Origin of the sequence: Erysipelothrix sp. P66 (assembly GCF_038682365.1) — a bacterium.
Lineage (GTDB): Bacteria > Bacillota_I > Bacilli_A > Erysipelotrichales > Erysipelotrichaceae > Erysipelothrix > Erysipelothrix piscisicarius.
This window is the reverse complement of record NZ_CP152290.1, coordinates 1,084,504-1,110,681: the sequence shown is the minus strand read 5'-3', so window position 1 is coordinate 1,110,681 and position 26,178 is coordinate 1,084,504. Positions and strand designations below refer to the sequence as shown.

Genomic DNA, 26,178 nt, shown 5'->3' with positions numbered 1-26,178 from the left:
AGGTGATCAATATGAGTACAATTTATTGGATTAATGGTCCAATTATTAAGAGTCAAGATGTTGATAACTTCACAATGTCTGAGATGGTGTATGTTGGACATCAAAAATTATTAGGAGAAGTTATTGGAATCGATGATGATTTCGTGACCATTCAGGTTTATGAATCAACATCTTCTATGAAAGTTGGAGAACCCATTGAACATACGGGCCAACCCTTAAGTATTGAGTTAGGACCTGGACTTTTGGGTAATATTTATGATGGTATTGGGCGTCCTCTCCAAGGATTGTCTGAAAAATATGGTTCCTATCTCGATGTGGGTCAAAGTATGCGTACATTGTCCGAAGATCGTGAGTGGCACGTGAATTTTTCCGTTTCAAAAGGTGATTTTGTTGAGTTAGGTCAGATTTACGCAACATTTGAAGAAACAGGTTCAATCGAGCATCGTTTGATGGCTACGACGGCTGGAATTATTGTATCGGAGTGTCAAGATGGACTTTATAAACTTGATGATACGCTATTAACATTAGAAGATGGAACCGTGTTTACACTTTCTGTAATGTGGCCAATTCGCCATGAACGCCCTGTCGCGCGTCGTATTGATGCGAAGCAACCATTGATTACGGGACAACGAGTTATTGACACGTTGTTTCCAATTGTAAAGGGCGGTAGTGCCGCAATTCCAGGTGGTTTTGGCGCAGGTAAAACAATGCTTCAACATCAACTTGCAAAATGGTGTGATGCCGATATTATTGTCTATATTGGATGTGGCGAACGTGGGAATGAAATGGCTCAGGTTCTTGAAGAATTTTCAGAATTAATTGATCCAAAAACGGGACGTACGCTAATGGAACGAACCATTTTAATTGCAAATACATCTAACATGCCTGTAGCAGCGCGTGAGGCCTCTATCTATACGGGAATTACCTTTGCAGAGTATTACCGTGATATGGGCTATCATGTAGCCCTTATGGCTGATTCGACGTCACGCTGGGCAGAAGCATTGCGAGAGTTATCAGGACGCCTTGAAGAAATGCCAGCAGAAGAAGGATTTCCAGCTTATCTTGCATCAAGGTTAGCGGCCTTTTATGAAAGAAGTTCGTTTGTTGATACGCTCAATGGTGATGTGGGTTCAATTAGTATTATTGGTGCGATATCACCTCAAGGTGCTGATTTTTCGGAGCCTGTAACACAAAATACGCAACGTTTTATTGGTTGTTTCTGGGCTTTAGATAAAGCTTTAGCGTACATTCGTCATTTCCCATCTATAAACTATAATTTATCCTATAGTGAGTATCTTGTTCAATTAGATGGATGGTATGATCAACATATTGCACCTGAGTTTTTGGAGTATCGACAAATGATTCTATCTATTCTTAATGAAGAAACAAGTCTGATGGAGATTGTGAAATTAATTGGTCAGGATGTCTTGGCAGATAGACAAAAATTAACGCTTGAAATGGGACGTGTGATTCGTGTCGGATACCTACAACAAAATGCATTTCACGAGTACGACAGTTCTGTTTCGCTCCAAAAGCAATTTGAAATGTTGAAGCTCATTAACTATACATATCAACAATGCCAATTGGTGCTACATGATAAAAAACCTATGAACGCAATCACAAACACCCATATTTTTGATGAAATTGTGGGAATTAAATATGCCATTGATGAAGATTTATCAAAGTTTGATGCATACTATAAAAAAGTAGACGACGCACTTGCGTCCATTCAATAGGAGGAGATCGATATGAGTATATTATTTAAAGGATTATCGAGTATTAATGGTCCTCTAGTAGCAATTGAAGGTGTTAAAAACGCATCCTTTGATGAACTCGTGGAACTTGTAGATGATGACAATCATAGACGTCTTGGACGCATTATTGAATTGCAAGGTGAGCGAGCATTAATTCAAGTTTTTGAAAATACTGAGGGCATGTCGAAGAAAAACATGTTAACACGATTAACTGGAAAGCCTATTGAGATTGGTCTTTCTGAAGAAATATTAGGTCGAAGTTTTAGTGGCTCTGGAGTTCCAATCGACGGATTAGGACCCGTGTTTACTGAGAAATTCTCGGATATTAATGGACGAGTTATTAATCCTGTATCTAGAATTTATCCTCGAGATTATATTAATACAGGCGTTTCCGCTATTGACGGGTTAAACACACTTATTCGTGGACAAAAATTACCGATTTTCTCAGGGAGTGGGTTATCCCATAATGAGCTTGCTGCACAGATTGTTCGTCAAGCGAAGTTGCATGGAGATAGTAATGAAGATTTTGCTATTGTCTTTGCTGCGATGGGAGTAAAACATGATGTTGCGGCATTCTTTAAACAGACATTTATGGAACACGGTGTAATGGATCACGTAACCATGTTCTTAAACCTTGCCAATGATCCAATCATTGAGCGAATTTTAACACCACGATTTGCACTTACTGCGGCTGAATATCTTGCGTTTGAAAAAAATATGCATATTCTTGTTGTGATGACAGACATTACATCATATTGCGAAGCATTGCGTGAATATAGTTCTTCCAAAGAAGAAGTTCCAGGTCGAAAGGGATATCCAGGGTATCTCTATTCAGATCTTGCAAGCATGTATGAGCGAGCAGGATGTGTTGAAGGAAGTACTGGATCATTAACTCAAATTCCAATTTTAACAATGCCTAATGATGATATATCACACCCGATTGCGGACTGTACAGGTTATATTACAGAAGGTCAAATTGTACTGGATCGAGGCATGACGCAAAAAGGAATCTATCCACCCATAAACGTTTTACCGTCCCTCTCACGTCTAATGAAAGACGGGATTGGAGAGGGTTTAACTCGGGGCGATCATTCAAGTGTTTCGTCACAACTCTTTGCTGCCTATGCAAAAGTAATTGATGTTCGAAATTTAGCCTCAGTTATCGGGTTGGATGAACTTTCGAAAGCGGATCAAAAATACCTATCTTTCGGTAAGATTTTTGAAAACTATTTTGTTGGTCAAGGCGATGGAACAAACCGCGGTGTCGCTGAAACCTTAGATATTGGTTGGCATTTGTTATCATTGCTACCAATTCATGATCTTGACCGCCTTGATTCAAAATTACTTGAAGCACATTATGATCATGCTGCTGCAGTGGTATATTTTAAAGAAAATAGCCCCGAACTTGTGGATGCAGTCTTGTTAGAAGGAATGCACTAACGTGTTAATTACTAAAGGAAATTTACTTGCATGTAAAGAGTCGTTACGATTAGCAAAGTTGGGCTACGAGCTAATGGATCGAAAACGAGTTATTCTCATGCAAGAGTTATCCAAAATGATGGATGACGTTAAAGAATTGCGTGATGTGATCGACGAAACTTACGATAAAGCATATCTTTCTTTACAACGTGCAAATGTTTCATTAGGTGTAATTGATCGCATTGCAAAATTAATGCCTGTTGAAGAAGACATTAAAATAGTCTATCGATCTGTTATGGGGATTGAAATACCTAAAGTAACCATCGAGGAAAAGGAAGTTAAAATTCCATATGCGCTTAGTGTAAGTAATTCGAGACTTGATGAAGTTTTTTTGCAAATGCGTCAGGTTAAGCTCTATACAGCAAAACTAGCTGAACTGGACAACGGTATGTACCGACTTGCAAAAGCAATTGAGAAAAGTCGAAAACGAGCTAATGCACTTGAACAAATTGTTATTCCAGATCTTGAGATTAAAATCAAAACAATTTCAGATGCGCTCGAAGAAAAAGAGCGTGAAGAATTTATTCGAATGAAATTAGTAAAAAAAATGTAATTGAGAAATGACAGATGAACTGCCCCCAATATCTTGGACGGTTTAATTAAGAGTTAAACTAAAGGATTGATTTCTGTACTGTGCAGGAGTCAGTCCTTTTAGTTTGCTCTTAATTCTTTTGTTATTATAATAGTCGATATATTCTTCGATTGCTATTGTTAATTCTTTAATGCTTTTGTACGTCTTTTCTAAACCGTAATACATTTCTGATTTCATTATGCCAAAGAAACTTTCCATTAACCCATTATCAATGCTATTCCCTTTTCTTGACATACTTTGAATTATGTCTTTTTCTTTGAGAGTTTCTACAAAAAATGCATGTTGATATTGCCACCCTTGGTCAGAATGAAATATCAGATCTTTAACGAATGTGTTTTGTCGAAATGCTTTTTCAAGCATGTCTTTGATTTGATCTAAATTAGGACTTGTAGAAACATTGTACGAAATAATGTATCGTCCACATGCATCTAGAATTGGAGAAAGATATAACTTCTTGTCACCGACTCTAAATTCAGTCACGTCAGTGAACCACTTTTCATTAGGGATGAGCGATTCGAAGTCCCGCTTTATATGGTTTTCTGCTACAGAACCTACCGTTCCCTTATACGATGAATATTTCCGTTTCTTGCGTATCAACGAGTGTATTCCTAGTTTCCCCATTAAGCGCAGCACTTTCTTTTGATTCACTACATGACCACGATTCTTAAGCTCCAAGGCTATTCTTCTATACCCATATAGTTCTCTATTTTCGTAGTAGATTTCAATAATTAAATTCATTAATTCATCATTCTTAAAATCTGTATCAACTTTTGAAACATAAAAATAGTAAGTTGATCGCGATAAACCAGCGATTTCAAGTAAGAGCTGTAAGGGATACTTCTGTCGTAGTGAGGAGACTGCCTTTACTTTGTCTTCTTTTCTCGCTCCACCCTTTGTTTCACTACGGCATTCAATTTTTTTAGATATTCATTCTCTGCTTCAACGTATTGAAGTTTTTTCTTGAGTTCTTTGATCTCTTCTTCAGTAGTTAAATTATCTTTATCGTTTGTTTTCTGTTTTGTCATGGAAGGTCTTCCTCGTTTCTTCTCAATGACATTATAACCGTTTTTCTTATAGGCTTGTATCCAATTATAAAGTATTCCTACAGAACTCAGCCCAATTTCTACAGCAGTTGCCGACATCGATTCGTGGTGGATCAAGACACGGGTGATTACCTCGAGTTTGAATTCAGGAGAATAATAACGGTTTCTATCCTTTCTTAAAATCTCAATACCATGAGTATCAATAAGACGCACTAGGTGATTGATAACACTCGCTCTAATACCATAGGATTTTGAAAGTGATGGAATTGTTTTTCCGTTCTTTCTTAACGTATATATTTCTATTTTCTCTTCTCTTGTTAACTTTGACATATAAAAACCGAACCTCCTCATCTTTGTTCAAGATTTGGGGTTCGGTTCAAGACGGTTATCGTCTGTTTTTTTTATAACTAAGATAAAGCAGATGGCTGAAAAAGATATAATAAAAATTGGAAATTGCGTATAAGAGCAACTCTGTAATAGAGATGGAATGTTTGGAATGTGATTATTCCAATATTGAGCATCAAAGTTTCATACTAACTTTTACTAAAAACTTTGATTACGCTAGTAAAAAGTGCTAAAATGACAATGATGAATTAGGGAAAAAGGAGATTATTCTATGATTAAAGGTATTGCTGCTTCAGCAGGTGTTTCAGTATCAAAGGTTTTTAAACTTCAACATCCAGTTTTAGAAATTGAAAAACGTGATGCAAACGCCGAAGAGGAAATCAAAAAATTACAAGATGCTGTTCTTGCTACTCAAAAGGATATTACAGCGATTAAAGAAAATGCAGTTGGACGTCTTGCTGATGAAGAACTCGCAATTTTCGATGCTCACTTAATGGTTACTCAAGATCCAGAATTTGTGGGTCAGATTGAAGAGATGATCAAAAATGATGCTGTTAATGCAGAATTTGCAATTAACGAAATTGGTAATATGTTTATTGGTATGTTTGAAAGTATGGATGATCCTTACTTCCGTGAACGTGCTGCAGATATTAAAGATGTGACGTATCGTATGAAATGTCATGCTTGTGGCTTAAACATTCCTGATTTAACAACAATTAGTGAAGAAGTTGTAATAGTTGCAGAAGATTTAACACCATCCGATACAGCACAATTGGACCGTAATTTTGTTAAAGGTTTTGCTACCGAAATCGGTGGACGTACATCTCACTCAGCAATTATGGCTCGTAGTTTAGAGATTCCAGCAGTTGTGGGTGCAGGAAGTCTTTTAGACCAATGTGAACATGGTGATGAAGTGATTCTTGATGCTTTAGAAGGGGTTATCATTTTTAAACCATCTGAAGAAGAAAAAGCTTCGTACTCTAAAAAAGCTGCAGAATATGCAGAACACCGTAAGAGTCTTCTAGCGTTAAAAGATGCTGAATCTGTATCAAAAGATGGACGTCACGTTGAACTTGCCGGAAATATTGGTACACCTAATGATGTAGAGGGTGTCGTTAATAATGGTGGAGAAGCTGTTGGACTTTATCGAACAGAATTCCTTTACATGGATGCTTCTGAATTACCAAATGAAGAAGAACAATTTGAAGCATACAAGACTGTTCTTGAAAACATGGCACCTGGTCGTGTAGTCGTTCGAACACTTGATATTGGTGGAGATAAGGAATTATCATACCTTAAATTTCCACATGAGATGAATCCATTCTTAGGTTATCGAGCAATTCGTTTATGCCTTGACCGATTAGATATTTTCCGTGTTCAAATTCGGGCACTTCTTCGTGCAAGTGTTTATGGAAAATTAGCAATCATGTTCCCAATGATTGCAACAATTCAAGAATTCCGTGATGCTAAAGCGATTGTGGAAGAAGAAAAGAAAAACCTATCAAAAGAAGGTATTGCATATAGTGATGAGATTGAACTTGGAATGATGGTAGAAATTCCTGCAGCAGCGATGCTTGCAGATCAATTTGCTAAAGAAGCAGACTTCTTCAGTATCGGAACAAATGATTTAATCCAATACTCAATGGCTGCTGACCGTATGAATGAAAAAGTATCATACCTCTACCAACCATATAATCCTTCCATTTTACGTCTTGTAAAAATGACGATTGATGGTGCCCATAAAGAAGGTAAATGGTGTGGAATGTGTGGTGAAATGGCAGGGGATGAGAAGGCAATTCCTTTATTATTAGGACTTGGTCTTGATGAATTCTCGATGTCAGCCTCATCAATTTTAGAAGCACGTCGTATTATCCGTGATTTAAGTTACGAAGATATGAAAGAATTAACAGATAAAGCGCTAAACTGTGCAACAACAGAAGAAGTGCTTGAACTCTTGGATAATGCTATCCAATAATCAAATTTCTATTTTAAATAATCTTGATCAAAATATTTTTGAGATGATGTCTGCGGACAAATCAGGTCATGATTATTATCATATTAAGCGTGTTGTGAATCTCACTTCACGCTTAATTTCTGAAACGGATAATGAGTTCGTAATAAAATCAATTGCTTATTTACATGATGTGTTTGATGATAAAATATTGAAAACAGACAATCTCGAGTTATCACTACAAAATCTTTTTAAGAAATGGAATCTTGATTTTGAGGGCTTTGAGGATGAAATTATTCTCGGTGTATCTCAAATTGGATATAAAGGTGGATTTGGAGTTCAAAATAAAATTCGATCTGCACAAATCGTATCGGATGCGGATTATCTCGATGCAATGGGTGCTATTGGGATCGCGCGAACATTTTATTATGCTGGAAGTAAGGGGACACCGCTCTATGATCCGACACTAAAAAGTGTTGAGATCGACTCCTTATCAGCTTATCGCACATCAAAACGAAACGCGATTGAACATTTCGATGAAAAATTAGTCAAGCTCTATGATTTACTCGAGACAGAAAAAGCCAAACGTATAGGTAAAGCAAGGCATCAGCGTTTATTAGATTTTTACCAAGATTTTTACGATGAAATGAACGAATCGGAAATGTAAAAAAAGACAGGAATCTGTCTTTTTTTAGAGTGCAAGAAAGAATCCAATACTAATAATTGGTATAAACGGGTAATGTTCTTCTAGGGATTGACGTCTCAGTATGAATGAACATAAGAAAAAAAACGCAACGAATCCCATATAATAGATGCCCATTATACTTTTTTGTATTCCAGAGTAGAAACAAAGGGCCTCGATGAGTAGGACATCTCCGTATCCTATACTAGCTCTAAATCGAAAGCAAAGATAAAAAGGGAGTCCAAAAACAATCGAACTTATAAAGTTATCGATTGTGATGGGTATTGGACAGATGATTCGTAAAATGTAGATTAGGTAAATAAAACATTTTGGTATTTTAAGTAATTTAAAGTCAAAATAAGATAAGAGCACCAGGATGACGACTAATAATGTGTTCGTGGTTTCAATAACAATCCCCCCTTATTAGATAATCTTCATATCAAGGTAACCATAAAAAAAAGAGCTTACGCTCTTATTTTGAAAAGACTGTGATTGAAGCAATAAAAGGAAGTTCACCGTGTTTGCATTGGCCATCTGCTTTCCAATTTCGATAATGACCACCGGTAATCTTTCCACGGATATGATAGATTGAATTGAAAGATTTGTGGACTTCTACGAGATGTTTTGTGGGGATGTAACCAATAAGAACAAGATCATCATCAGAAACACCAGCCATAACTTTAATATGAGTAAGTGTTTCTTTACGATTACGCTCCTTAACAAGACTGATTGAAGGAATGTCGTTGAAGATGGTTTCAAAGATATACTTATCCAGTAATTTATGATTTTTTATTTGATCATAGTTCATTTTGTATGCAACGGATTCTTTGAGGAGTCCTCGTGCATTCATTTTGTGTAATAATTGATAGATATTCTCTTGGTTTTCATCACTTCGCACAAGCGTTAAGGTAATTCTTGATGATTCGTCCGTTGGTTTTGTGCTTTCCAGTGCTGGGTTAGACGCTTCTTTTGGTACGAAAGGCGTAGCATTCTTCAGCGGATCATCAAAATTTGAAGGGTTGAAGATACGTGTTGAATTTGTTTCTTCAAATGCTTGCGAATTAGAATCGCTTGATTTATTTTTTTGATTGGTTAGAGCAATATCGAAATCTTCTTCATCTTGATTGTCGAATACGGGCTCTAAGGGATCATCTTCTTCCTCATCATCGGTTAAGTCTTCATAATCCTGTCCCTTATGAATGGAGATTACAATAATACTCATGATTACGAAAAATAATGATGTACCACAAGCTAAAGCTGCATAGAGACGGTAACCTTCTTGATTCAGAATGTAAGCACCACCAAGACATCCGAGTCCAATTAAAATTAATAACGTTGGTAATATATTTCGTTTTTTCATCTAAACACCCTCTCTTTACGACTACATTAAGTGTAACCTATCCCTCTGTCAGAAGGCAAGTAAATAACCAATGTGTTTTCAAATAAAAACAGTAGATTATCTACTGTTTTTATTTATCTTCAAGCGATTTAATATCTTTTCGTAACTTCAAATATTGTAGTGAAAAGTATCCACTCATAAGAACTAATAATACAATTCCAATATACATAATCCATAAGTCAAACTCTGATGGATTAAAGCGTCCGTCTGCATTTCGTGTAACAAGGATAATAATTACAAGCAAAGGCACGATTACATAGGATCCAGTATCGGTTTTTTTGGATTTTAAAGCACTGAGAGAATTGAGTTTCGCATAGTCTTCATCTGATATCTTAATTATGTTGCGATCTTTTAAAAAGATGTATTTTTCATAAAGATAAAAACCGATAAACACTACGACTGACACGATAACTGAAACGAGAAGGGATTGTCTTAATAATCCATAAGACAATACGAATCCAAGCAGAACCCAAAGATTTCGTCCTGTAATAATGTTCATAATCTTCATTTCACGTTCAAGGATATGGTAACCTTCTTGTTTTCCCTTGATGACATAAAGTAAACGACGACGTTTATCTTTTAGCATGTCCATCTTAAATAATTCTTCATCTGTAAAATTCATAATTCGCTCCTACCTACAGTACACCATGATATTTTAAAGCATACATAATGCCGTCTTGATCAACGTCATGTGTAATAAAATCAGCGACTTCTTTTGCGGTATCACACGCATTTCCCAGTGCAACTGAATAATTCGCATTTTTTAAGAAATCCACATCATTGTCACCGTCTCCAAAACCTACATAACGTGTTACATTGAGGTGTTGGTTTAAGGTTCTTAATCCGTTGTATTTCCCACCCTGAGATGGGATTACTTCGAGATTTCCAAGTTGATCAAAAGCGGTGTTTTTATCACCGATAAGTCTATTATAATCATCTTTTGAGAGTGTGTCGATATCATAACTAATTAAATTATAGATTTTTTCATTTTGATAGGGCACAACAGGATACTCAGCAGGGATTCCAAAATGCTTCAAAGAATCCAATAAACGTTTATTGGCCTCACTTGTAAGCGTGTTTCGCGCTCCTTCTAAAAGCAAGGGTCCTTTATTAACTGCAATAAGATCATGTATAAATTCTGGTTCAAAATATATTTCAGAAATAACACGTTGCTCCGAATCTAAAATAAGCGAACCATTTGAAAGAACATAGCCATCCCAAGGAAAGATATTATCGACTCCAGCCTCATGAATACCTAATAAACTCCGACCCGTACATAAAGCAACTAAGTATCCTTTTTCTTTTAACAGGTACAATGCATCAAGTGTACTTTGTGGAACTGTATGAGTGGTATTATCCAATAACGTTCCATCAACATCAAAATAGAATATTTCATTGTTTTTCATTTTATCACCTTAGATAGTATAGCATGAATGTGCTATGATACCCTTATGAATATTGAAATCAGTAGAAGTAAACGCAAGACGATGGCAATTTTAGTTCGAGATGGACGCGTTATCGTGAAGGCTCCCTATGGGACATCTGATACCGTAATCGAGTCGTTTGTTGCGCAAAAGACATCGTGGATTGAAAAACATTTACAAGCCTATGAACCCCTTGGATACCATCATAAGAGCATGGATCGGCTTCGTGTTTTTGGTGTGTACAAACACATAATATCGCTTGAAGGAAGCCCCTTTAAGATTGTGGAGTCAGCAGATAGCATAGAAATTACGATTCCGCCTTCGCTGTCTGAATCCCGTATCAATCAAAGGGTGGATGATTATTTCAAAGAACAACTTGAATTACGATTAGATGCACTTGTGTGTTTGTATGCATGGCGATTGAAATTAAAAACGCCTCCCTATAAGGTGAGACGTTATAAACGCTTATATGGTCGCTGCAATCAAAATCACGAACTAGCGTTTAATACATATTTATATCATGAGAGCCTTCCATTTATTCATTACGTAGTCCTTCATGAATGTGCTCACATTATTGAATTTAATCATAGTGATCGATTTTATAACGTCATATCATCTATTATGCCAACTTATAAGGCGGTCATTCGTTCAAATAAGATAAGACCAACGTCTCATCTGGATCAATAAATATGCTCTTTTGTGTCGAAATACTTACCAATCCAGGGTTTGCACCCGGGATTTTTTTTATATTTTTTGCTTGTGTGTAGTATACCTCAACACTGCTCCCATGTCGGGCCTTGGAATAATATGCTGCAAGATGTGCACAGAGACGAATCTTGGATTCATCCAATTCAGATGATTTAATGATGACATGAGCGCCAAATGTATTGGCAGCATGAAACCACATATCATCTTTTCGTGCGAGTTTAAAGGTTAAATAGTCGTTTTGAAGATTGTTTTTACCAATGAAGATTGTTGTTTCATCATCATAAACAATTGTTGAATAGTTCGGCTTTTTTTTTTTCTTTATGGTTTGTTTCCGGATTCGCTTTTGATTAATAATTCCAAGAGAAATTAGCTCGTCACTAATTTCTTGAGCATCCTCAACAGTGGCTTGCTCAGCTTGGGTTTGAAGTTGTTCAAAATAATGGATTCGTGCCTCTGTTTTATGAATTTGCTCCTCAAGATAGAACAAACTGGTCTTTGCCTTTTGATAACGTTTAAAATAGCGCTTCGCATTGTCTTTGCCATTAAATCGTGGATCCAGTTCAATGGTCACATCATTGCCCTCGAAATCTTTTACGGTAATCTCACGGTGCCCGCTAGGTAAGGTGCTTGCGAAAGCAAAGAGGAGGTCACCTTTTTCTCTCAAATAATCACTGTCTTGTGCTTGATCATAATCATCATACAATTTAGGAAGTTTAATGCGACTACGTTTTAACTCGCGTTTGATTAGTTTTAAAAGATCTCCGGTATGGGCTTTAATGCGATCTTTCTGCTGTAAATCCTTAAAGTATAAGTCAAGACCTTCCATGATTGGCTCTTTTTTAAAATCCTGTTTTAGGTGGGTTAACTCAAGAATATGAAAATCACGTTCATACAAATAGATGTTTTGGGACTCAGATAAGCATCGAATGATTGCTTCTGGAGTTTGAGTTTTTAAACGGAATGTAATTTCACGTTCTAAAAGGGGAGAAATCCCATTAAATTGATTTTTTAATGCGTCTTCAGGATTATAAGAGGCAAGTTCCAAAAATGATTTCTTATCAAATTGAGGGGGATATTCATAGAGACCTCCGCTCACGATTGCTCGCGAAGCATTTTCAAAAGGCGCGATGCGCTTGAGTGCATCAATAATCACACCATCCTCATCGACAATGATAATGTTTGCATATTTCCCGAGAAGTTCGACTACGAGACGGTAAGGTCTTATCACTCCCATGTTGTCACGGTGCTCAATATGGATCTCGAGAACTCGATCAAAACCATATTGGGTAATTTGTGTAATAATACCGCCTTCGAGATGTTTTCGCATGAGGGTTAACAAATGTGTCTGATCGAGATTTGCAGTCGGTTTTTCTTTTGTCCATTGAACTCGACTAAACACAGGGTGTGTTGAGATAAACATATTCAATTTTTTACCTGCAAAACAATGAAGCATAAATTCATGATTCGAAGGTTGAGTAATTTTATTAATTTTAACAGGACAATCTTCATTCATCATCCTCACAATTCGATTTAACAGTACGCCATCTATAGCCATTTAATCTACCTCTCAATACTAATATTTAATATTATACCATTAAGTCTGCATGGTTTATAAAATTGTTTGACTTGTTATGGTATAATAAGTAAAATTATTAAAAGGGATGGTGTTTATGAGACGAGGATTATTAATTATTTTTTCAGGTCCTAGTGGGGTAGGAAAAGGAACAGTTCGTAAATTGTTTTTTGATCGTGAAGAGTTGAACCTAGCGTTTTCTATTTCAATGACAACACGCAAACCACGAAATGGTGAAGTAGATGGACAAGACTACTATTTTGTTACTCAGGAGCGTTTTGATGAAGCACTCGCAAATAATGAGTTGCTTGAGCATGCTGAGTTTGTTGGGAATCATTATGGAACGTTGTTAGCGGAAGTGGACCGATTACGAGATTTAGGTAAAAATGTATTACTTGAAATTGAAGTTCAAGGTGCACTCCAAGTGATTGATCGAGTTCCAGATTCACTCAGTATTTTTTTAGTTCCGCCAAGTATGGAAGAACTCAAACGTCGCATTGAGGGAAGACAAACGGAATCCCAAGATGTCATTAATGAACGACTTGAAAAAGCAGCAAAGGAAATGGAATTAATGAATCATTACCGCTATGTAATTTGTAATGAGGATCCACAGAAAGCTGCAGACTCTGTTGCTTTAATTATTAAACGAAACATTGAAACAACTCTATAAGAGTTGTTTTCAGTCTATAGGAGGTGAAGTCATTGAAATACTTAGAGGTTTATATTGAAGAGAGTTTCTTAAATAATCAAACACTTACATACTCAAATAATGGTTTTAATGTCTCACCCGGTGTTCGGGTTATGGTTCGCGTACGAAATCGCTTAATGGTTGCCTTTGTGCACTCTGTAAAAGAACCGTATGAAACATCATATAGAGTCGCGCCCATTGATTCAGTTTTGGATGATGTTCCGATTTTAAGTGAGGAGCTCTACGATCTTGCATCATGGATGAGTTATGAGTACATGACACCCATGATACGCTGCTTACAAACGATACTACCCAATAAATTAAAACCAAAGCGTTCTGCAGGTACGATTAAAACAGAACGTATTTTGAGCGTTAAGTCTCAAAAAGATTGGTCAGTACTCACACCGAAACAACGTGCTTTTCTAAAGTACCTGCAAGAACATTCAACGCTCACATTAAAAGATGCGCGAGCATATTATTCCGACTATCGAAAACTCATTGATCGAGGTTTTGTGGAGGAATTTGAACGTGAAGTCGCTTATCAGCCTCAATTTGTGAATGCAAATTATCAAAAACCTATTCTGACACAAGACCAAAGGAGTGCACTCCAAAAAATTGAATTTGGTGTGTCCCATACCTACTTATTACACGGTGTAACAGGAAGTGGCAAAACAGAAATATATCTTAATGCTGCTGCAAAGGTATTGAAAGATGATAAGCAAGTATTAATTATGGTGCCGGAAATTTCGCTCACACCTCAAATGATTGAAAGGGTTTCGAAACGATTTGGTGAAGATGTTGCGATTTACCATTCTGCATTAAACGATCAAGAAAAATATGAACAATATGTTAGGGTGCAAAAACAAGAAGTTAAGATTGTTGTCGGGACACGCTCTTCGATTTTTATGCCTTTTGATCATTTAGGGTTAATTGTCATGGATGAGGAACATGATTCAAGTTATAAACAAGATCAAATCCCGATGTATCATACTCGAGACATCGCCATCAAACGCAGTCAATATCATCAGTGCCCCTTAGTTTTAGGGAGTGCGTCCCCAGCTTTGGAAAGTTATGCACGCGCCCTTAGGGGAAAGTATCAACTGTTAGAACTCAATGATCGCATCAATCATATGTTTCCCAGCGTTACGCTTGTTGATACGCGAACAGCGCTTTATGATAAACAGTCGCCTTATCTCACTCAAACACTTATAAATGGCATTCATAAACGGCTAAGTCAGGGCGAGCAAGTGATTTTGCTGCTTAATCGAAGAGGGTATAATACCCTTCTGAAAAACGCTAATACAGATGAGGTATTGCTTTGCGAACATTGTGATGTTGCTTTAAATTATCATAAAGATGACCAAACAATTCGCTGTCATATGTGCGGAGAAATCTACCACCAATTACCACTGGTTGATGGAAGACCACCCAAAATAATCGGAAGTGGTGTTGGAACACAACGCTTGGTTGAGGAGTTGGAAAGTATTTTTCCTCAAGCACGCATTGCGCGGATGGATGCTGATACGACTTCAAAGAAAAATGCGCATCAACGCATCCTCAATGATTTTATTGATCATCAATCGGATATTCTTGTAGGAACACAGATGATTGCTAAGGGATTGGATGTCGAAAATGTAACGTTAGTCGGAATCGTTAATGCCGATGCAACACTTGCGTACGCTGACTATCGCTCAGTTGAGTTGACCTTCAATATGTTGTTACAAGCTTCAGGCCGAAGTGGTAGGGGTCAGTACCCAGGGGAAGTCATAATTCAAACAAGTAATCCAGATCATTATGCAATTGTGTGTGCAGTAAACCAAAAATATAAACATTTTTTCAAACAAGAAATGGAATACCGAAAAATTGCGGGCTACCCACCTTACAATTACTTAATTTCACTTGTTTTTTTAGATGAGGATCCTTTGAAATCGTGGCAAGCTGCCGAAGATTTCCAAAAATTATTAAGTGACCAAAAATTTCAAATATTAGGTCCAACTGAACTTCGAAAGCTTCAACGAAAATATCGAACGCGCATGATCCTAAAAGGAAAAGATTTAGATTCAATGATTAACATCTGTAATCAAGCATTGCAGTTATACCGAAAAATTAATGGAACAGGAGTTGTCGTGGACGTTAATCCCATGACGTTAGAATAAGTATGAGAAGATTAGAGACTTATAAAGTACTAAGTGAAGTGTATTTCAAAGGCAGACACGCACACCTTGTGCTCAAAGAACTGGATTTGCCAGTGCAAGATCAAGCATTTGTGAGTGCTTTTGTTTACGCTACGCTGCAGAATAGCTTATTTTTAGATTATCAATACGAAGATTTGGTGGATGCAAAGTTGCCTAAAGAAGTACGCCTTGTAATTAAAATGGGATGTGCTCAATATTTCAAAATGGATAAAATCCCTGATTACGCATTAGTGAGCGAGACGGTTGATCTTTGTAAAACCATTGGGAAACACCGTTACGCTGGTGTTGTTAATGCGGTTTTGAAAAAAGTGATTGCACGTAATGAACGCCCTTTATTGGGCAATGACCTTGAAGTCGCATCGATTCAATACAGTATGCCACTTTGGATCATGAAACTTCTCTCAAAACAATACAGTGAATCGTTTTCAATAGACTATGCGAAGTACTGTCAGGCGATAAAGCCAACCTACGTTCGTTTTAACACTTTAAAACCAACAACTGATGATTTATCAAATTATATCCTAAAGGATAATGAAACCATACAAGCAAAGCCAGCACTGTTTAAAAGTGAATATTTACAGGAAGGTTATGTTCTTGTTCAAGATCGAAACAGTCAAGAAGTGGTGCGTTGGATGGATTTAGAACCTTCGTTATCGGTACTTGATTGCTGTTGTGGTCCTGGAACGAAAACCGTTCAAATTGCTAATTATCTTGAGAATACAGGGTCAATTACAGGTGTTGAGCTTCATGAATCACGTGCGCAAGCAACAAAGTCTCTTTTAGAACGCTGTAATGTAATCAATACACAAGTTGTAACAAGTGATGTACTTGAATTTCAAACAAATCAAGAATATGATCGCATTCTTGTTGATGCACCTTGCTCAGGTTTAGGTGTTTTATCGCATAAGCATGACTTGCGCTATCATATATTTCCACAAGACTTGGATGAATTGGTTAAAATCCAACAAAAAATGTTAATTCATACGTCGCAATTCGTAAAAAAACAGGGACTTCTTGTCTATTCCACGTGCACCCTGAATCGAAAAGAAAATGAGAAACAAGTCCAAACATTCTTAGAAAATCACTCAAATTTTGAACTTGTTCAAGAAGTCACCCTTAACCCGGTTGAGACAAAGGGTGATGGGTTTTATATCGCCAAATTGAAGAGAACATGTTAATATAAATAAATAGAATAAGTGAGGTTTTCGCGTGAAGTATACAAGTATCAGTGAAATCGGATTAATCCGCAAAGAAAATCAAGACTACGTTGCTGTAGTTGAAAATGACAATGCACTTTTAGCTGTTGTATGTGATGGTATTGGGGGCGCGAATGCAGGATCTGTTGCAAGTCAAATGGTTGTAAAACTACTTCGTGAAGCTTTTATTGATAAGCGTGAATTTTCAAATCTAAAGGATATTCGTGCTTGGTTTGATAAATCAATTACATCCATTAATCGTGCGACATACCATGAATCTTTAGTCGTGCGCGAGTATTCGGGCATGGGAACGACACTTGTTGCAGTTGTTGTCTTGGGTGATGATGTGATTGGTTTCAATATTGGTGATAGCAGAATTTATAGTGTGAACCAAAATCAATTAACATGTTTGAGTCATGATCAAACGTATGCATATGAAATGTATAAACGTAATGAAATTTCGAAAGAAGAAATGTATAACCATCCTAAACGTAATATTTTAATGAATGCCGTTGGAATTGATGAAAATGTTGATTTTGAAGTCATTGACATAACGTCACAATGGGAATATTTATTGCTTTGTTCGGATGGACTTCATGGTTATGTTCCGCAAGAACACATTGAAGCAACCTTTAAAATTAATGGCCTTCTTGCTCAGCGGAATCATTTAATGGAAATGGCATATAAAGCGGGAGGATATGATAATATTTCAATTATTCTCCTCGAGGCAGATCGTCATGAATAGTAGTATTATTGGATCACGTTATCGTATTGTTAAGAAGATTGGTACCGGAGGGATGGCGGATGTCTACTTAGCACTCGATACTGTTTTAAATCGTGAGGTCGCACTCAAAGTTTTAAGAGGTGATTTATCACATGACCCGGTAGCGCTTTTGAGATTTCAACGAGAGGCAAATGCAGCCTCTGGATTGAATCATCCAAGTATTGTTGAGGTATATGATGTCGGTGAGGATGAAGGTCAACATTACATCGTCATGGAGATGATTCGAGGAACTACACTTAAACAACTCGTTCATCGCCGAGGTGCTTTAGATAAATATGAATCGGTAGCAATTATGCAACAACTCGCATCTGCATTACAACATGCTCATGCAGCACAGGTAATCCACCGAGATATTAAACCGCAAAATATTCTCGTTAAGGATGATGGAACGGTAAAAATTACGGATTTTGGTATCGCACTTGCCGGTGACGCAATCCAATTAACCAAATCAGATTCCGTATTAGGTTCAGTGCATTATATGGCTCCAGAGTGTTCTCGGGGTGAAGGTGCAGGAGAACAATCGGATGTGTATTCTCTTGGTGTTGTTTTTTATGAATTACTCACAGGGGATGTTCCTTATCGGGGAGAGACACCGGTTGAAATTGCTATGAAACATATGAGGGAACCATTTCCTTCTGTAATGAAGTTTAATCCTACACTGCCCAATTCAATTGCGAATATTATTGCACGTGCTACGCATAAAAACCGTACGCATCGTTATGCAAACATGAAAGAGTTTGTAGAGGATTTAGACACATGTCTCCTTGAATCTCGTGCGGATGAACCTTTATGGGAAGCAACGATGGAAAGTGATGATGGAACGAAATTAATTGAGAAACTTAATGGGGTAACGGAAACGGTCCCCAATCAAGACAAACCTAAAAAGAAAAAAACGATGATTATTGGTGCAAGTTTACTGGCAATTATTATTGTAATTTTTGGTATTTGGATGATCTTCGCCCCGAAAAAACCGAATGATGTAGAAATTCCAGACTTAGCAGGACTAAGTGTATCAGAAGCGAAAGAACATCTTGCAAGTTTAGGTCTTAATTATTCCCCGTCATATTTATACGAGATTTCCGATAAATATGAAGATGGCAAATTAATTGGTACAAAACCCGAAAAGGGAACGAGAGTTCTTAAAGGAGACCAAATTAAACTTATCGTATCGCAAGGAAAGATTTACACTGTAGAAGATTTTTCTGGGAAATCCGTAAATGATGTTAAGGCAATTTTATCTGATAAAAATATAAATATTAAAACGACTTCAGAATATTCAGCATCAGTTCCAACGGGTCATATTATCCGTCAGGAAGGATTGATGCCAGGTGATAAAATTAAGCCAGAACAACGTTATGATATTATTTTGGTTGTTAGTTCCGACAAAGAACTTGTGTTACCTGGGGACTTAATTGGTAAATCCATTGATGAAGCGAAAGCACAATTAGAAGAATTGGGTGTTGAGGTGACCACTTCAGAATTACCAACGCAAAACCTTAGTATTTCAGAGTTAAACAGTCTGAGCTTTGGCACGGTAATTCGGTCAAATCCAATGCCTGGAAGTTATTATATCCAAAATTCAGGGAATTCTGTGACATTGTATTACTATAGTGAGAGCAGTCGTCCCAAAGAAGAAGACGAAAAAGAAGAAAAGCCAAGTGATTCTGATGAGCAATCTGAAGGGAATCACGACAGGGAGGCATAATGAAAGAAGCTGTTATCACACGAATTGTATCCAACCGATATTCCGTTTATTTTGAAGGGGAGTTTATTATCGCGACTGCAATGGGGAAATTGAGGCTCGGTGATAAGCCGATTGTCGGAGATCATGTACATATCGAGGAGTTAGAGGGGAAATGGGTCATCCAACGCGTTCTTCCCCGCCGAAATCAATTGATTCGTCCACTTGTGGCAAATGTTGATCAAGCTCTTATTGTGATGTCTGCGAAAGAACCTGATTTTTCCTTTACTCTGGTCAATCGTCTTATTTTTCTTGTATCCCTTCAAAACATTAATCCTATTATTATAGTCTCAAAGAGTGATTTAGCGGATGAAGCACTCAAACAAAATATTCTTGATGAATATGAAAAATATGGTTATCAAGTCATCATGAGTGGAAGTAATTTACCAACCGATCCGCTTGAAGCGATTATGAAGGGAAAAATATCTGTCTTAGCAGGTCAAAGTGGTGTTGGGAAGTCAAGTATTCTCAATCGCATTAGCGACGATCTAGAACTTAATACACAAGAAATATCTAAGGCATTAGGACGGGGTAGACATACGACGCGCCACAATCAAATTTATCCTTTATGCGGTGGATGGATTGCGGACACACCGGGCTTTTCTTCATTAGATTTTAGTACTGTAGATCCGCTCGAGTTATCGCAAGCAATCCCTGATTTTGCGCCTTATATCGGAAATTGTAAGTACCGTGATTGTATGCATATAAAAGAACCGGGTTGCATTATTAAAGAAAACGTTGAAAGTGGAGCAATCTCAAAACAACGATATCAAGATTATCTTGATTGCTTAACATTAATTAAGGAGGAGTCACGATGAGTAAAATCGTATCACCATCTTTATTATCCTTGGATTTTAAAGATATGAAAACACAATTGAAACGTGTAGAAGTAGCAGGTGCAACGTGGTTGCATTACGATGTAATGGATGGAGTTTTTGTGGACAATATAAGTTTTGGTCCAGCAATCATGAAACAAATTGGTCAAGTTTCAGATTTATTGATGGATGTCCACCTTATGATTGTAAATCCTGAAAAGTACTTTGATATGTTTATTGAAAATGGCGCTGATGCAATAACCTTTCATACAGAATGTTATGGTGACCCAACTCAAGGCATTGAAGCTGTTAAGTATTTGAAGAAAAAGGGGATTAAGTCGGGTATTACATTAAGACCAGGAACAGATCTTGATAAAATTGTCCCTTACTTAAAACATGTAGATCTGGTTTTAGTGATGAGTGTTGAACCGGGATTTGGAGGACAAGCGTTTATGCCTGAAATGCTTGAACGAATCAAGCAACTTGATGAAATGCGAAAACTAAATAATTATGAATATCTTATTTCGGTAGATGGGGGCATTAATGGTGAAACCGGTCCTCGTGCACGTCTTGCGGGCGCAGATATCCTTGTTGCGGGTAGCTATGTATTTGGGGATGATATTGAAAAGGCGGTTTCGTCTTTACTATGAAAACCGTCACAATCGTTTTAGGAGAGCATCACGAAACTATTATAGGAGATGTCATTGGTGTGGATTTTGGTGCTTATGTATGTGCTCGCGATGGTGTAGCGATGACATTAGCCTGTGGCGATTTTGATTCTGTAACAACAGTGCAATTCAAGGAGATTGAGTTGCACTGTTCGCATATTCATAAATTAAACCCCATCAAAGATGAGACTGATTTTAAGTATGCATATTCTCTTTGTGATGATTATGATATTATTCGCGTTCTTGGCGGTTTGGGACGTCGAAAGGATCACGAGTTCATAAATATTATGACAGCGATGAAGGACTCAAGAATCGAGTTATATGATGGCTTAAACAAAATAAAACGATATGACTCAGGGAGCCATATCGTAGATAAGTTAAATTATAAGTATTTTTCGGTTGTTGTACTTAAACAAGGTTATATTACCCTGAAGGGTTTTAAATATCCTCTTACTCGACGAGAAATATTTCCTTTTGATGATTATCTCACTTCAAATGAAATGATTCATGATAAAGGAGAAATAATCCTCGAAGATGCAAGTGTTCTCGTTATTCAAGCATGCGATTCATAATAAAAAAAACGGTGTGAACCGTATTTTTTATTATTTTGCTTGTTGTGCTTTCAATGATTTTAGTGCACGGGCGGAAATACGGACACGAGTTGGTTTTCCATCCACCATAATTGTTGCATTTTGCAAGTTTACATTCCATTTACGACGAGTCGCACGAAGTGAATGTGAACGTTTGTTTCCTGATAGTGTTTTTTTACCGGATACGGAACATACTCTAGGCATACCGTAACCCCCTTTCTTATCTATTTCATAACGCTTGACTATAATATCATATAGATTTTGTTTAATCAAGTATCTCAGGGAAAAATTATCACCAAAAATTCTTGTGTGAAATAACAAGCAAAAATGCACTTAACACACCATCTATCACTTTGCTATTGGACTTTATTATGATATTATGATAATAGCACAAGGAGGTTCGCTGATGGAGAAACAAATAGTTGCAGCTTTAGAAATCGCGGATCATGAAGTGCGCTTATTAGTTGGACAATTTTTCAATGGCCGATTAAATATATTAAAGGTTGAACGAGTCCCACATTTAGGTGTGGCGGGCTATTCGATTATGAGCGAAACGCATGTGGTCGATTCAATTAAAAAAGCGATTGAAAATGCATCGCGTAATTTGGGGGTTGTAATAAAACAAGTACTATTACTTGTTCCTGGCGTCCATATGAAGCGAATCAATAAACAATTGCGCGTACCAATCACTGGGCGTATTTCTGAGAATGATGTAAAAAGAGCATATAAAGAATTATTAAACGTAAAAGCTCCTGAAGGACATATATTAACGAACGTATTAATGAGTAAGTATTTTGTGAACGGAAGTTCGACCCGTAAATTACCATTAAATGAACGATGTGAAAGTTTAACGATAGAAGCAGATTGCTACTTCGGGAAACAATCCATCATTTTCCCATATGTGTCATGTGTTGAAAAATCAGGATTAAAGATTATTGATATTGTTTTAGATGATATTGGTTTTGCAAAAGAGGCTTCATTATTTGAAGCGTCAATTGATAAACCAATTGTTTCTTTAACATTAGGTGAAAAACTAACAAAATTATCACTATTTAGTAAAGGTATTCTCTTATCTAATGATTATATCGATCGTGGATTTGATGTCTTTATGAAGAAAATCGAACGTACATTAAAAGTGCCAACGGATGTTGTGCATCGATTATTGTATTTTAATATCGATTTAAATAATGAAAATCCGAAAGATGACCCTATATTCATATGGTCAACTAAATCAACATCCCATACCTTATCTCAGGTAGATCTTATGGATTTAGTTGCAGAGGATATTCATAAATTTATTGTTGAAATATGTAATAGTTGTGAACCGATTTTTGAAAGTCTTGGGGAACCTCGTTTTATTATTAGTGGAGAAGCCGCAGAGATTTCAGGAATTACAAATTGTATTGAAAAAATAACAGAAGCGGAGGCGGTTACATACCGTTCTACAACATTTGGTGTAAAAGATTATGGTCTAACATCTCTTGTAGGGGCATTTTACTTTTATAAAGACCAAAGTATATTCCGTGATGTAACACTCTCAAGCGTTGATGAAGATGAGTTTAAGCGAGTTGTGTTACAATATGAAAAAGACGAAGATGACTCGATTACTCAAAAACTGAAGAGCATGTTCTTTGAACGTTAGATGGAGGAGTGAACAAATATGGATGCGAATTTTGAACAAGTAGCAAGAATTAAAGTAATAGGTGTCGGTGGCGCTGGATGTAATGCGGTTAATCGAATGGTTGATGAAGGCATGAAAGGTGTAGAATTTTATGTCGCAAATACAGATTTACAAGTGCTTAACTGTTCGCCTGTAGTTAATCGTATAGAATTAGGCCGTGAGGTGACGAAGGGTCTTGGGGCAGGTGCGAATCCAGAAATGGGACGTAAAGCTGCCGTTGAGAGTGAAAATGAAATTCGAGAAGCTGTAAAAGATGCTGATATGGTCTTTGTTACAGCTGGTTTAGGCGGTGGAACTGGTACAGGAGCATCACCACTTGTTGCGAAAATCGCGCAAGAAGAAGGTGCACTTGTTGTAGGGATCGTTACAAAACCATTTACATTCGAAGGACGTCGTCGTTCAAATCAGGCAATGTCTGGATTGGAAGAATTGAAGTCTTATGTTGACTCATTAATTATTGTAAGTAATAATCAATTACTTGAAGTGATTGGACGTATTCCATTCCAAGAAGCATTTAAAGAGGCAGATAATGTACTAAGACAAGGTGTTCAAACAATTACTGATCTGATTGCTGTTCCTGCAATGATTAACCTTGACTTTGCGGATGTTCGATCCGTTATGGCAGGACAGGGAAGTGCTTTAATTGGAATTGGTATGTCACAAGGTGAAAATAAATCAATTGAAGCGGCTCAAAAAGCGATTACTTCTCCACTTTTAGAAGCACAAATTGATGGTGCTCGTAATGCGATTGTAAACGTTACAGGTGGCGATTCAATTTCGATTCAAGATGCATCAGAGGCAGTAGATTATATTCGTGATGCAGCGGGAAATGATATTGATATTATCTTTGGAGTTGCGATTAATGAAAATATTGGTGATTCCATTATTGTAACCGTAATTGCGACTGGTTTTGATGGTGCGGAAGAACCTGCACCTGAAGTCCATGCTACGCGTACTGCGGCTGAAGCAAGACCCGCTTATCAAACGTCACATAACAATCAGGAAGAACGTCGTACTGAAAACAATGATATCCCTGAGTTCTTTAAAACGCGATAAGTCACATTGTTTGATCTTTTAAAAGATTAGAAGTAAAGAAAGAACACGTTTCTTTCTTTTTTTATGAAATTATTTCTGAAGTACATACATAGTAACGGAGGTGATTTATGCTTTCGTTATATATAACTGGATTGATTGTATTAATCGGATTGGCGGCGGTATACAAAATCCTAACAAGTAGTAGCGGCAGTTTATCTTATGGTAAAGCCAAAATTCAGTGGGGACGATGATGGTCGACAATATCACCTAATGCCGCGTGAGAAACTTTTAGCGCTCGGTCCTGAAAAACTTTCGGATGCGGAACTGATTGCAATCTTATTACGGACAGGAACACGCAATAAAAGTGTTACAGTCCTTGCTTCTGAAGTCATACAATCGATTGGCGGAATTCAGAATCTGATTACGATTCAATATGGGGAATTATCAAATATCAAGGGTATGAAAAAAGCTAAATGTTCAACTCTCATTGCGTTACATGAGTTGCTTCGAAGAATTGTCAAGCCAGTGCCTGGGGAAAAGATTCAACTAAGTTCGTGTCAACATATAGTGAGGTGGTTAAATCTTGAGATTGGGTTTGAGGAACAAGAACGCTTTCTTGTGCTTTTTCTTTCCACTCAGAACAGACTGATTCGCTACTTAAGTTTATTTAAAGGTACGGTTGATCAGAGTTTAGTTCATCCACGTGATGTCTTTAGAGAAGCGGTACGATGCAATGCATCTCGAATCGTACTCGTACACAATCATCCTGGAGGATCGCTCGCTGCCAGCGAAGCAGACATAGAGATGACTCAAGTTTTGATTAACTCTGGTTATATGATTGGAATTGAGGTGCTCGATCACATTATCGTCACCTCAACAGAGTCTGTTTCATTACGTAAATTGCAACCGGTTTTATTTGGAGAATAGGGGTTAAAACCCTTATTCTTTCATTTGTAAAAAGTTGGATTTGTAAGTATAATAAAGAAGGTGATTAAATGAAACGAAAGAATAATTTTAGACGTGTACTTATTTATTTATTAACAACAGTTATTGTTTGTCTTTTTGGAATGGGATTTGTAAAAAAATCGTCATTTTATGAATCATCAGATCGTAATTTCTTTAGTTTCATTTCGATGGTACGTTATGGGTTAATTGATTATCCAATTGAAACAATGAGCAATGTCGTAAAAGACACATCGACGATGTGGGATGTGCGTCATGAAAACGATAAGTTAAGAACACAATTAGAAACATCTCATCATTGGCAAACGCGATTAAATGAATTAGAGAGTGAAGTGGCTGAACTTAAAGCGCTGAATGAACTTAATTCAGTCTATTCAGAATTTACACAAGTTAACGCAACTGTAAAAAACCGTTCATCTGAAAAATGGGATTCCGTTATCACAATTGATAAAGGAAGTGAAGATGGTGTTGCTGTTGGCGACGGTGTTGTGGCTCCGAAAGGAATTATTGGTAAAGTATTAAGTGTTGATAAAAATCAATCATTGGTAGCACTTCTAATTGCTAATGATGAAAATTCGAATGCTACGGTGCAAATAGAGGTATCGAAAGGGAATTATGTTCAAGGAATTTTAAATTCGTATGATCATGAGAAGAAATTGTTTTCTGTCGTACTTCTTGAGTCTACTTCAACCATTGCCGCAGATATGCCTGTATCAACTGCAAGCATAAGTAGTGTCTATCCAAGTGGTTTGTTTGTTGGGAAAGTCGACTCTGTTAAAAATGTTGCAGATAGTGTTGGCGTGCTTGTGTATGTAAAACCTTCTGTAGATTATAATAATATTAAGTATGTTTCGGTGGTGAAAAAATCATGA

24 protein-coding genes are annotated in these 26,178 nt (G+C 37.0%); 18 read left to right on the top strand and 6 right to left on the bottom strand.

Going from position 1 to position 26,178, the window contains the following annotated elements; all coding sequences use genetic code 11:
* The first annotated feature begins 11 nt into the window (after positions 1 to 11).
* From AAG186_RS05380 to AAG186_RS05370, 3 genes are read left to right on the top strand one after another with little or no spacing between them, the layout of a single operon-like run.
* Positions 12 to 1,736, top strand: a complete 1,725-nt coding sequence (locus AAG186_RS05380; RefSeq protein ID WP_342621363.1) for a V-type ATP synthase subunit A — start codon at positions 12 to 14, stop codon at positions 1,734 to 1,736.
* A gap of 12 nt (positions 1,737 to 1,748) precedes the next feature.
* The gene (locus tag AAG186_RS05375) at positions 1,749 to 3,194 is read left to right on the top strand and encodes a V-type ATP synthase subunit B (protein WP_161637504.1); all 1,446 of its coding nucleotides are present in this window, start codon (positions 1,749 to 1,751) and stop codon (positions 3,192 to 3,194) included.
* Position 3,195: 1 nt separating this feature from the next.
* Positions 3,196 to 3,786 carry a V-type ATP synthase subunit D gene (locus AAG186_RS05370; protein ID WP_161637505.1) on the top strand — a complete coding sequence of 197 codons (591 nt, stop codon included), beginning with the start codon at positions 3,196 to 3,198 and terminating at the stop codon, positions 3,784 to 3,786.
* A 42-nt stretch (positions 3,787 to 3,828) separates the two neighbouring features.
* Here the strand turns inward: AAG186_RS05370 and AAG186_RS05365 are convergent.
* Positions 3,829 to 5,198, bottom strand: a protein-coding gene (locus tag AAG186_RS05365; protein WP_342621362.1) for an IS3 family transposase whose coding sequence is annotated in 2 segments (ribosomal slippage) — positions 3,829 to 4,731 and positions 4,734 to 5,198 — 1,368 coding nt in all. Because the reading frame shifts where the segments join, the coding sequence is not laid out codon by codon here.
* 286 nt (positions 5,199 to 5,484) lie between these two features.
* Here AAG186_RS05365 and ptsP point away from each other — a divergent pair.
* Together ptsP and AAG186_RS05355 are read left to right on the top strand one after the other, a co-directional pair.
* Positions 5,485 to 7,188, top strand: coding sequence for a phosphoenolpyruvate--protein phosphotransferase (ptsP, locus tag AAG186_RS05360; RefSeq protein WP_161637506.1), 1,704 nt, complete (start codon positions 5,485 to 5,487; stop codon positions 7,186 to 7,188).
* Positions 7,175 to 7,831, top strand: a complete 657-nt coding sequence (locus AAG186_RS05355) for a phosphohydrolase (protein ID WP_342621361.1) — start codon at positions 7,175 to 7,177, stop codon at positions 7,829 to 7,831. Before ptsP ends, AAG186_RS05355 begins: the two co-directional genes overlap by 14 nt.
* Before the next feature lie 487 nt (positions 7,832 to 8,318).
* On the opposite strand, the gene AAG186_RS05350 is transcribed toward AAG186_RS05355, so the two are convergent.
* From AAG186_RS05350 to AAG186_RS05340, 3 genes are all read right to left on the bottom strand, one after another.
* Positions 8,319 to 9,206, bottom strand: coding sequence for a hypothetical protein (locus AAG186_RS05350; RefSeq protein ID WP_342621360.1), 888 nt, complete (start codon positions 9,204 to 9,206; stop codon positions 8,319 to 8,321).
* Between the two features lie 109 nt (positions 9,207 to 9,315).
* The gene (locus AAG186_RS05345) at positions 9,316 to 9,867 is read right to left on the bottom strand and encodes a hypothetical protein (RefSeq protein WP_125164365.1); all 552 of its coding nucleotides are present in this window, start codon (positions 9,865 to 9,867) and stop codon (positions 9,316 to 9,318) included.
* A gap of 13 nt (positions 9,868 to 9,880) precedes the next feature.
* The gene (locus AAG186_RS05340) at positions 9,881 to 10,651 is read right to left on the bottom strand and encodes an HAD-IIB family hydrolase (protein ID WP_342621359.1); all 771 of its coding nucleotides are present in this window, start codon (positions 10,649 to 10,651) and stop codon (positions 9,881 to 9,883) included.
* Positions 10,652 to 10,696: 45 nt separating this feature from the next.
* Here AAG186_RS05340 and AAG186_RS05335 point away from each other — a divergent pair, with 45 nt between their 5' ends.
* Positions 10,697 to 11,356 (top strand): YgjP-like metallopeptidase domain-containing protein, encoded by a 660-nt coding sequence (locus AAG186_RS05335; RefSeq protein WP_342621358.1) that lies wholly within the window; start codon positions 10,697 to 10,699, stop codon positions 11,354 to 11,356.
* On the opposite strand, the gene AAG186_RS05330 is transcribed toward AAG186_RS05335, so the two are convergent.
* On the bottom strand, positions 11,310 to 12,932 hold the full coding sequence (locus tag AAG186_RS05330; RefSeq protein ID WP_161637511.1) for an NFACT family protein: 1,623 nt from the start codon (positions 12,930 to 12,932) through the stop codon (positions 11,310 to 11,312). The genes AAG186_RS05335 and AAG186_RS05330 overlap by 47 nt on opposite strands.
* 115 nt (positions 12,933 to 13,047) lie before the next feature.
* On the opposite strand from AAG186_RS05330, the gene gmk reads away from it, so the two are divergent.
* Genes gmk through AAG186_RS05290 form a run of 8 tightly spaced genes read left to right on the top strand, consistent with a single transcriptional unit; the run spans position 13,048 to position 21,609 of the window.
* Positions 13,048 to 13,620, top strand: coding sequence for a guanylate kinase (gene gmk / locus AAG186_RS05325; protein ID WP_125164369.1), 573 nt, complete (start codon positions 13,048 to 13,050; stop codon positions 13,618 to 13,620).
* Positions 13,621 to 13,643: 23 nt separating this feature from the next.
* Complete coding sequence (gene priA / locus AAG186_RS05320) at positions 13,644 to 15,794, top strand: primosomal protein N' (RefSeq protein WP_342621357.1); 2,151 nt, start codon at positions 13,644 to 13,646, stop codon at positions 15,792 to 15,794.
* A gap of 2 nt (positions 15,795 to 15,796) precedes the next feature.
* Positions 15,797 to 17,011, top strand: a complete 1,215-nt coding sequence (locus tag AAG186_RS05315) for a transcription antitermination factor NusB (RefSeq protein WP_125164370.1) — start codon at positions 15,797 to 15,799, stop codon at positions 17,009 to 17,011.
* A 31-nt stretch (positions 17,012 to 17,042) separates the two neighbouring features.
* Positions 17,043 to 17,774 carry a protein phosphatase 2C domain-containing protein gene (locus AAG186_RS05310; protein ID WP_200549032.1) on the top strand — a complete coding sequence of 244 codons (732 nt, stop codon included), beginning with the start codon at positions 17,043 to 17,045 and terminating at the stop codon, positions 17,772 to 17,774.
* Positions 17,767 to 19,518, top strand: coding sequence for a Stk1 family PASTA domain-containing Ser/Thr kinase (gene pknB, locus AAG186_RS05305; RefSeq protein WP_200549034.1), 1,752 nt, complete (start codon positions 17,767 to 17,769; stop codon positions 19,516 to 19,518). Before AAG186_RS05310 ends, pknB begins: the two co-directional genes overlap by 8 nt.
* Positions 19,518 to 20,372 (top strand): ribosome small subunit-dependent GTPase A, encoded by an 855-nt coding sequence (gene rsgA, locus AAG186_RS05300; RefSeq protein ID WP_125164373.1) that lies wholly within the window; start codon positions 19,518 to 19,520, stop codon positions 20,370 to 20,372. The genes pknB and rsgA overlap by 1 nt, the downstream gene beginning before the upstream one ends.
* Positions 20,369 to 21,019: a ribulose-phosphate 3-epimerase gene (gene rpe / locus AAG186_RS05295; protein ID WP_125164374.1), complete on the top strand. Its 651-nt coding sequence runs from the start codon at positions 20,369 to 20,371 to the stop codon at positions 21,017 to 21,019. The genes rsgA and rpe overlap by 4 nt, the downstream gene beginning before the upstream one ends.
* A complete protein-coding gene (locus AAG186_RS05290) occupies positions 21,016 to 21,609 on the top strand; it encodes a thiamine diphosphokinase (protein ID WP_161637515.1) in 594 nt (197 codons plus the stop codon). The genes rpe and AAG186_RS05290 overlap by 4 nt, the downstream gene beginning before the upstream one ends.
* Before the next feature lie 30 nt (positions 21,610 to 21,639).
* On the opposite strand, the gene rpmB is transcribed toward AAG186_RS05290, so the two are convergent.
* Positions 21,640 to 21,831, bottom strand: a complete 192-nt coding sequence (rpmB, locus tag AAG186_RS05285; RefSeq protein WP_013853067.1) for a 50S ribosomal protein L28 — start codon at positions 21,829 to 21,831, stop codon at positions 21,640 to 21,642.
* A 202-nt stretch (positions 21,832 to 22,033) separates the two neighbouring features.
* Between rpmB and AAG186_RS05280 the strand changes: the two genes are divergently transcribed.
* The 4 genes from AAG186_RS05280 (at position 22,034) to mreC (ending at position 26,178) form a co-directional block, all read left to right on the top strand.
* The gene (locus AAG186_RS05280) at positions 22,034 to 23,269 is read left to right on the top strand and encodes a cell division protein FtsA (RefSeq protein ID WP_161637516.1); all 1,236 of its coding nucleotides are present in this window, start codon (positions 22,034 to 22,036) and stop codon (positions 23,267 to 23,269) included.
* An 18-nt stretch (positions 23,270 to 23,287) separates the two neighbouring features.
* Positions 23,288 to 24,364 (top strand): cell division protein FtsZ, encoded by a 1,077-nt coding sequence (gene ftsZ, locus AAG186_RS05275; protein WP_161637517.1) that lies wholly within the window; start codon positions 23,288 to 23,290, stop codon positions 24,362 to 24,364.
* A gap of 198 nt (positions 24,365 to 24,562) precedes the next feature.
* Positions 24,563 to 25,270 carry a DNA repair protein RadC gene (gene radC / locus AAG186_RS05270; RefSeq protein WP_342621352.1) on the top strand — a complete coding sequence of 236 codons (708 nt, stop codon included), beginning with the start codon at positions 24,563 to 24,565 and terminating at the stop codon, positions 25,268 to 25,270.
* Positions 25,271 to 25,338: 68 nt separating this feature from the next.
* Entirely contained in the window at positions 25,339 to 26,178 is an 840-nt protein-coding gene (mreC, locus tag AAG186_RS05265) for a rod shape-determining protein MreC (RefSeq protein ID WP_161637519.1), read from the top strand.

Excerpts from the sequence above, each read along its gene's own strand:
- AAG186_RS05290 (WP_161637515.1), top strand. The coding sequence starts at position 21,016 with ATGAAAACCGTCACAATCGTTTTAGGAGAGCATCACGAAACTATTATA.
- AAG186_RS05375 (WP_161637504.1), top strand. The coding sequence starts at position 1,749 with ATGAGTATATTATTTAAAGGATTATCGAGTATTAATGGTCCTCTAGTA.
- ftsZ (WP_161637517.1), top strand. The coding sequence starts at position 23,288 with ATGGATGCGAATTTTGAACAAGTAGCAAGAATTAAAGTAATAGGTGTC.
- rsgA (WP_125164373.1), top strand. The coding sequence starts at position 19,518 with ATGAAAGAAGCTGTTATCACACGAATTGTATCCAACCGATATTCCGTT.
- AAG186_RS05280 (WP_161637516.1), top strand. The coding sequence starts at position 22,034 with ATGGAGAAACAAATAGTTGCAGCTTTAGAAATCGCGGATCATGAAGTG.
- AAG186_RS05380 (WP_342621363.1), top strand. The coding sequence starts at position 12 with ATGAGTACAATTTATTGGATTAATGGTCCAATTATTAAGAGTCAAGAT.
- rpmB (WP_013853067.1), bottom strand. The coding sequence starts at position 21,831 with ATGCCTAGAGTATGTTCCGTATCCGGTAAAAAAACACTATCAGGAAAC.
- rpe (WP_125164374.1), top strand. The coding sequence starts at position 20,369 with ATGAGTAAAATCGTATCACCATCTTTATTATCCTTGGATTTTAAAGAT.
- gmk (WP_125164369.1), top strand. The coding sequence starts at position 13,048 with ATGAGACGAGGATTATTAATTATTTTTTCAGGTCCTAGTGGGGTAGGA.
- AAG186_RS05340 (WP_342621359.1), bottom strand. The coding sequence starts at position 10,651 with ATGAAAAACAATGAAATATTCTATTTTGATGTTGATGGAACGTTATTG.
- pknB (WP_200549034.1), top strand. The coding sequence starts at position 17,767 with ATGAATAGTAGTATTATTGGATCACGTTATCGTATTGTTAAGAAGATT.
- radC (WP_342621352.1), top strand. The coding sequence starts at position 24,563 with ATGGTAAAGCCAAAATTCAGTGGGGACGATGATGGTCGACAATATCAC.
- ptsP (WP_161637506.1), top strand. The coding sequence starts at position 5,485 with ATGATTAAAGGTATTGCTGCTTCAGCAGGTGTTTCAGTATCAAAGGTT.
- AAG186_RS05335 (WP_342621358.1), top strand. The coding sequence starts at position 10,697 with ATGAATATTGAAATCAGTAGAAGTAAACGCAAGACGATGGCAATTTTA.
- AAG186_RS05315 (WP_125164370.1), top strand. The coding sequence starts at position 15,797 with ATGAGAAGATTAGAGACTTATAAAGTACTAAGTGAAGTGTATTTCAAA.
- AAG186_RS05355 (WP_342621361.1), top strand. The coding sequence starts at position 7,175 with ATGCTATCCAATAATCAAATTTCTATTTTAAATAATCTTGATCAAAAT.
- mreC (WP_161637519.1), top strand. The coding sequence starts at position 25,339 with ATGAAACGAAAGAATAATTTTAGACGTGTACTTATTTATTTATTAACA.
- AAG186_RS05330 (WP_161637511.1), bottom strand. The coding sequence starts at position 12,932 with ATGGCTATAGATGGCGTACTGTTAAATCGAATTGTGAGGATGATGAAT.
- AAG186_RS05350 (WP_342621360.1), bottom strand. The coding sequence starts at position 9,206 with ATGAAAAAACGAAATATATTACCAACGTTATTAATTTTAATTGGACTC.
- AAG186_RS05345 (WP_125164365.1), bottom strand. The coding sequence starts at position 9,867 with ATGAATTTTACAGATGAAGAATTATTTAAGATGGACATGCTAAAAGAT.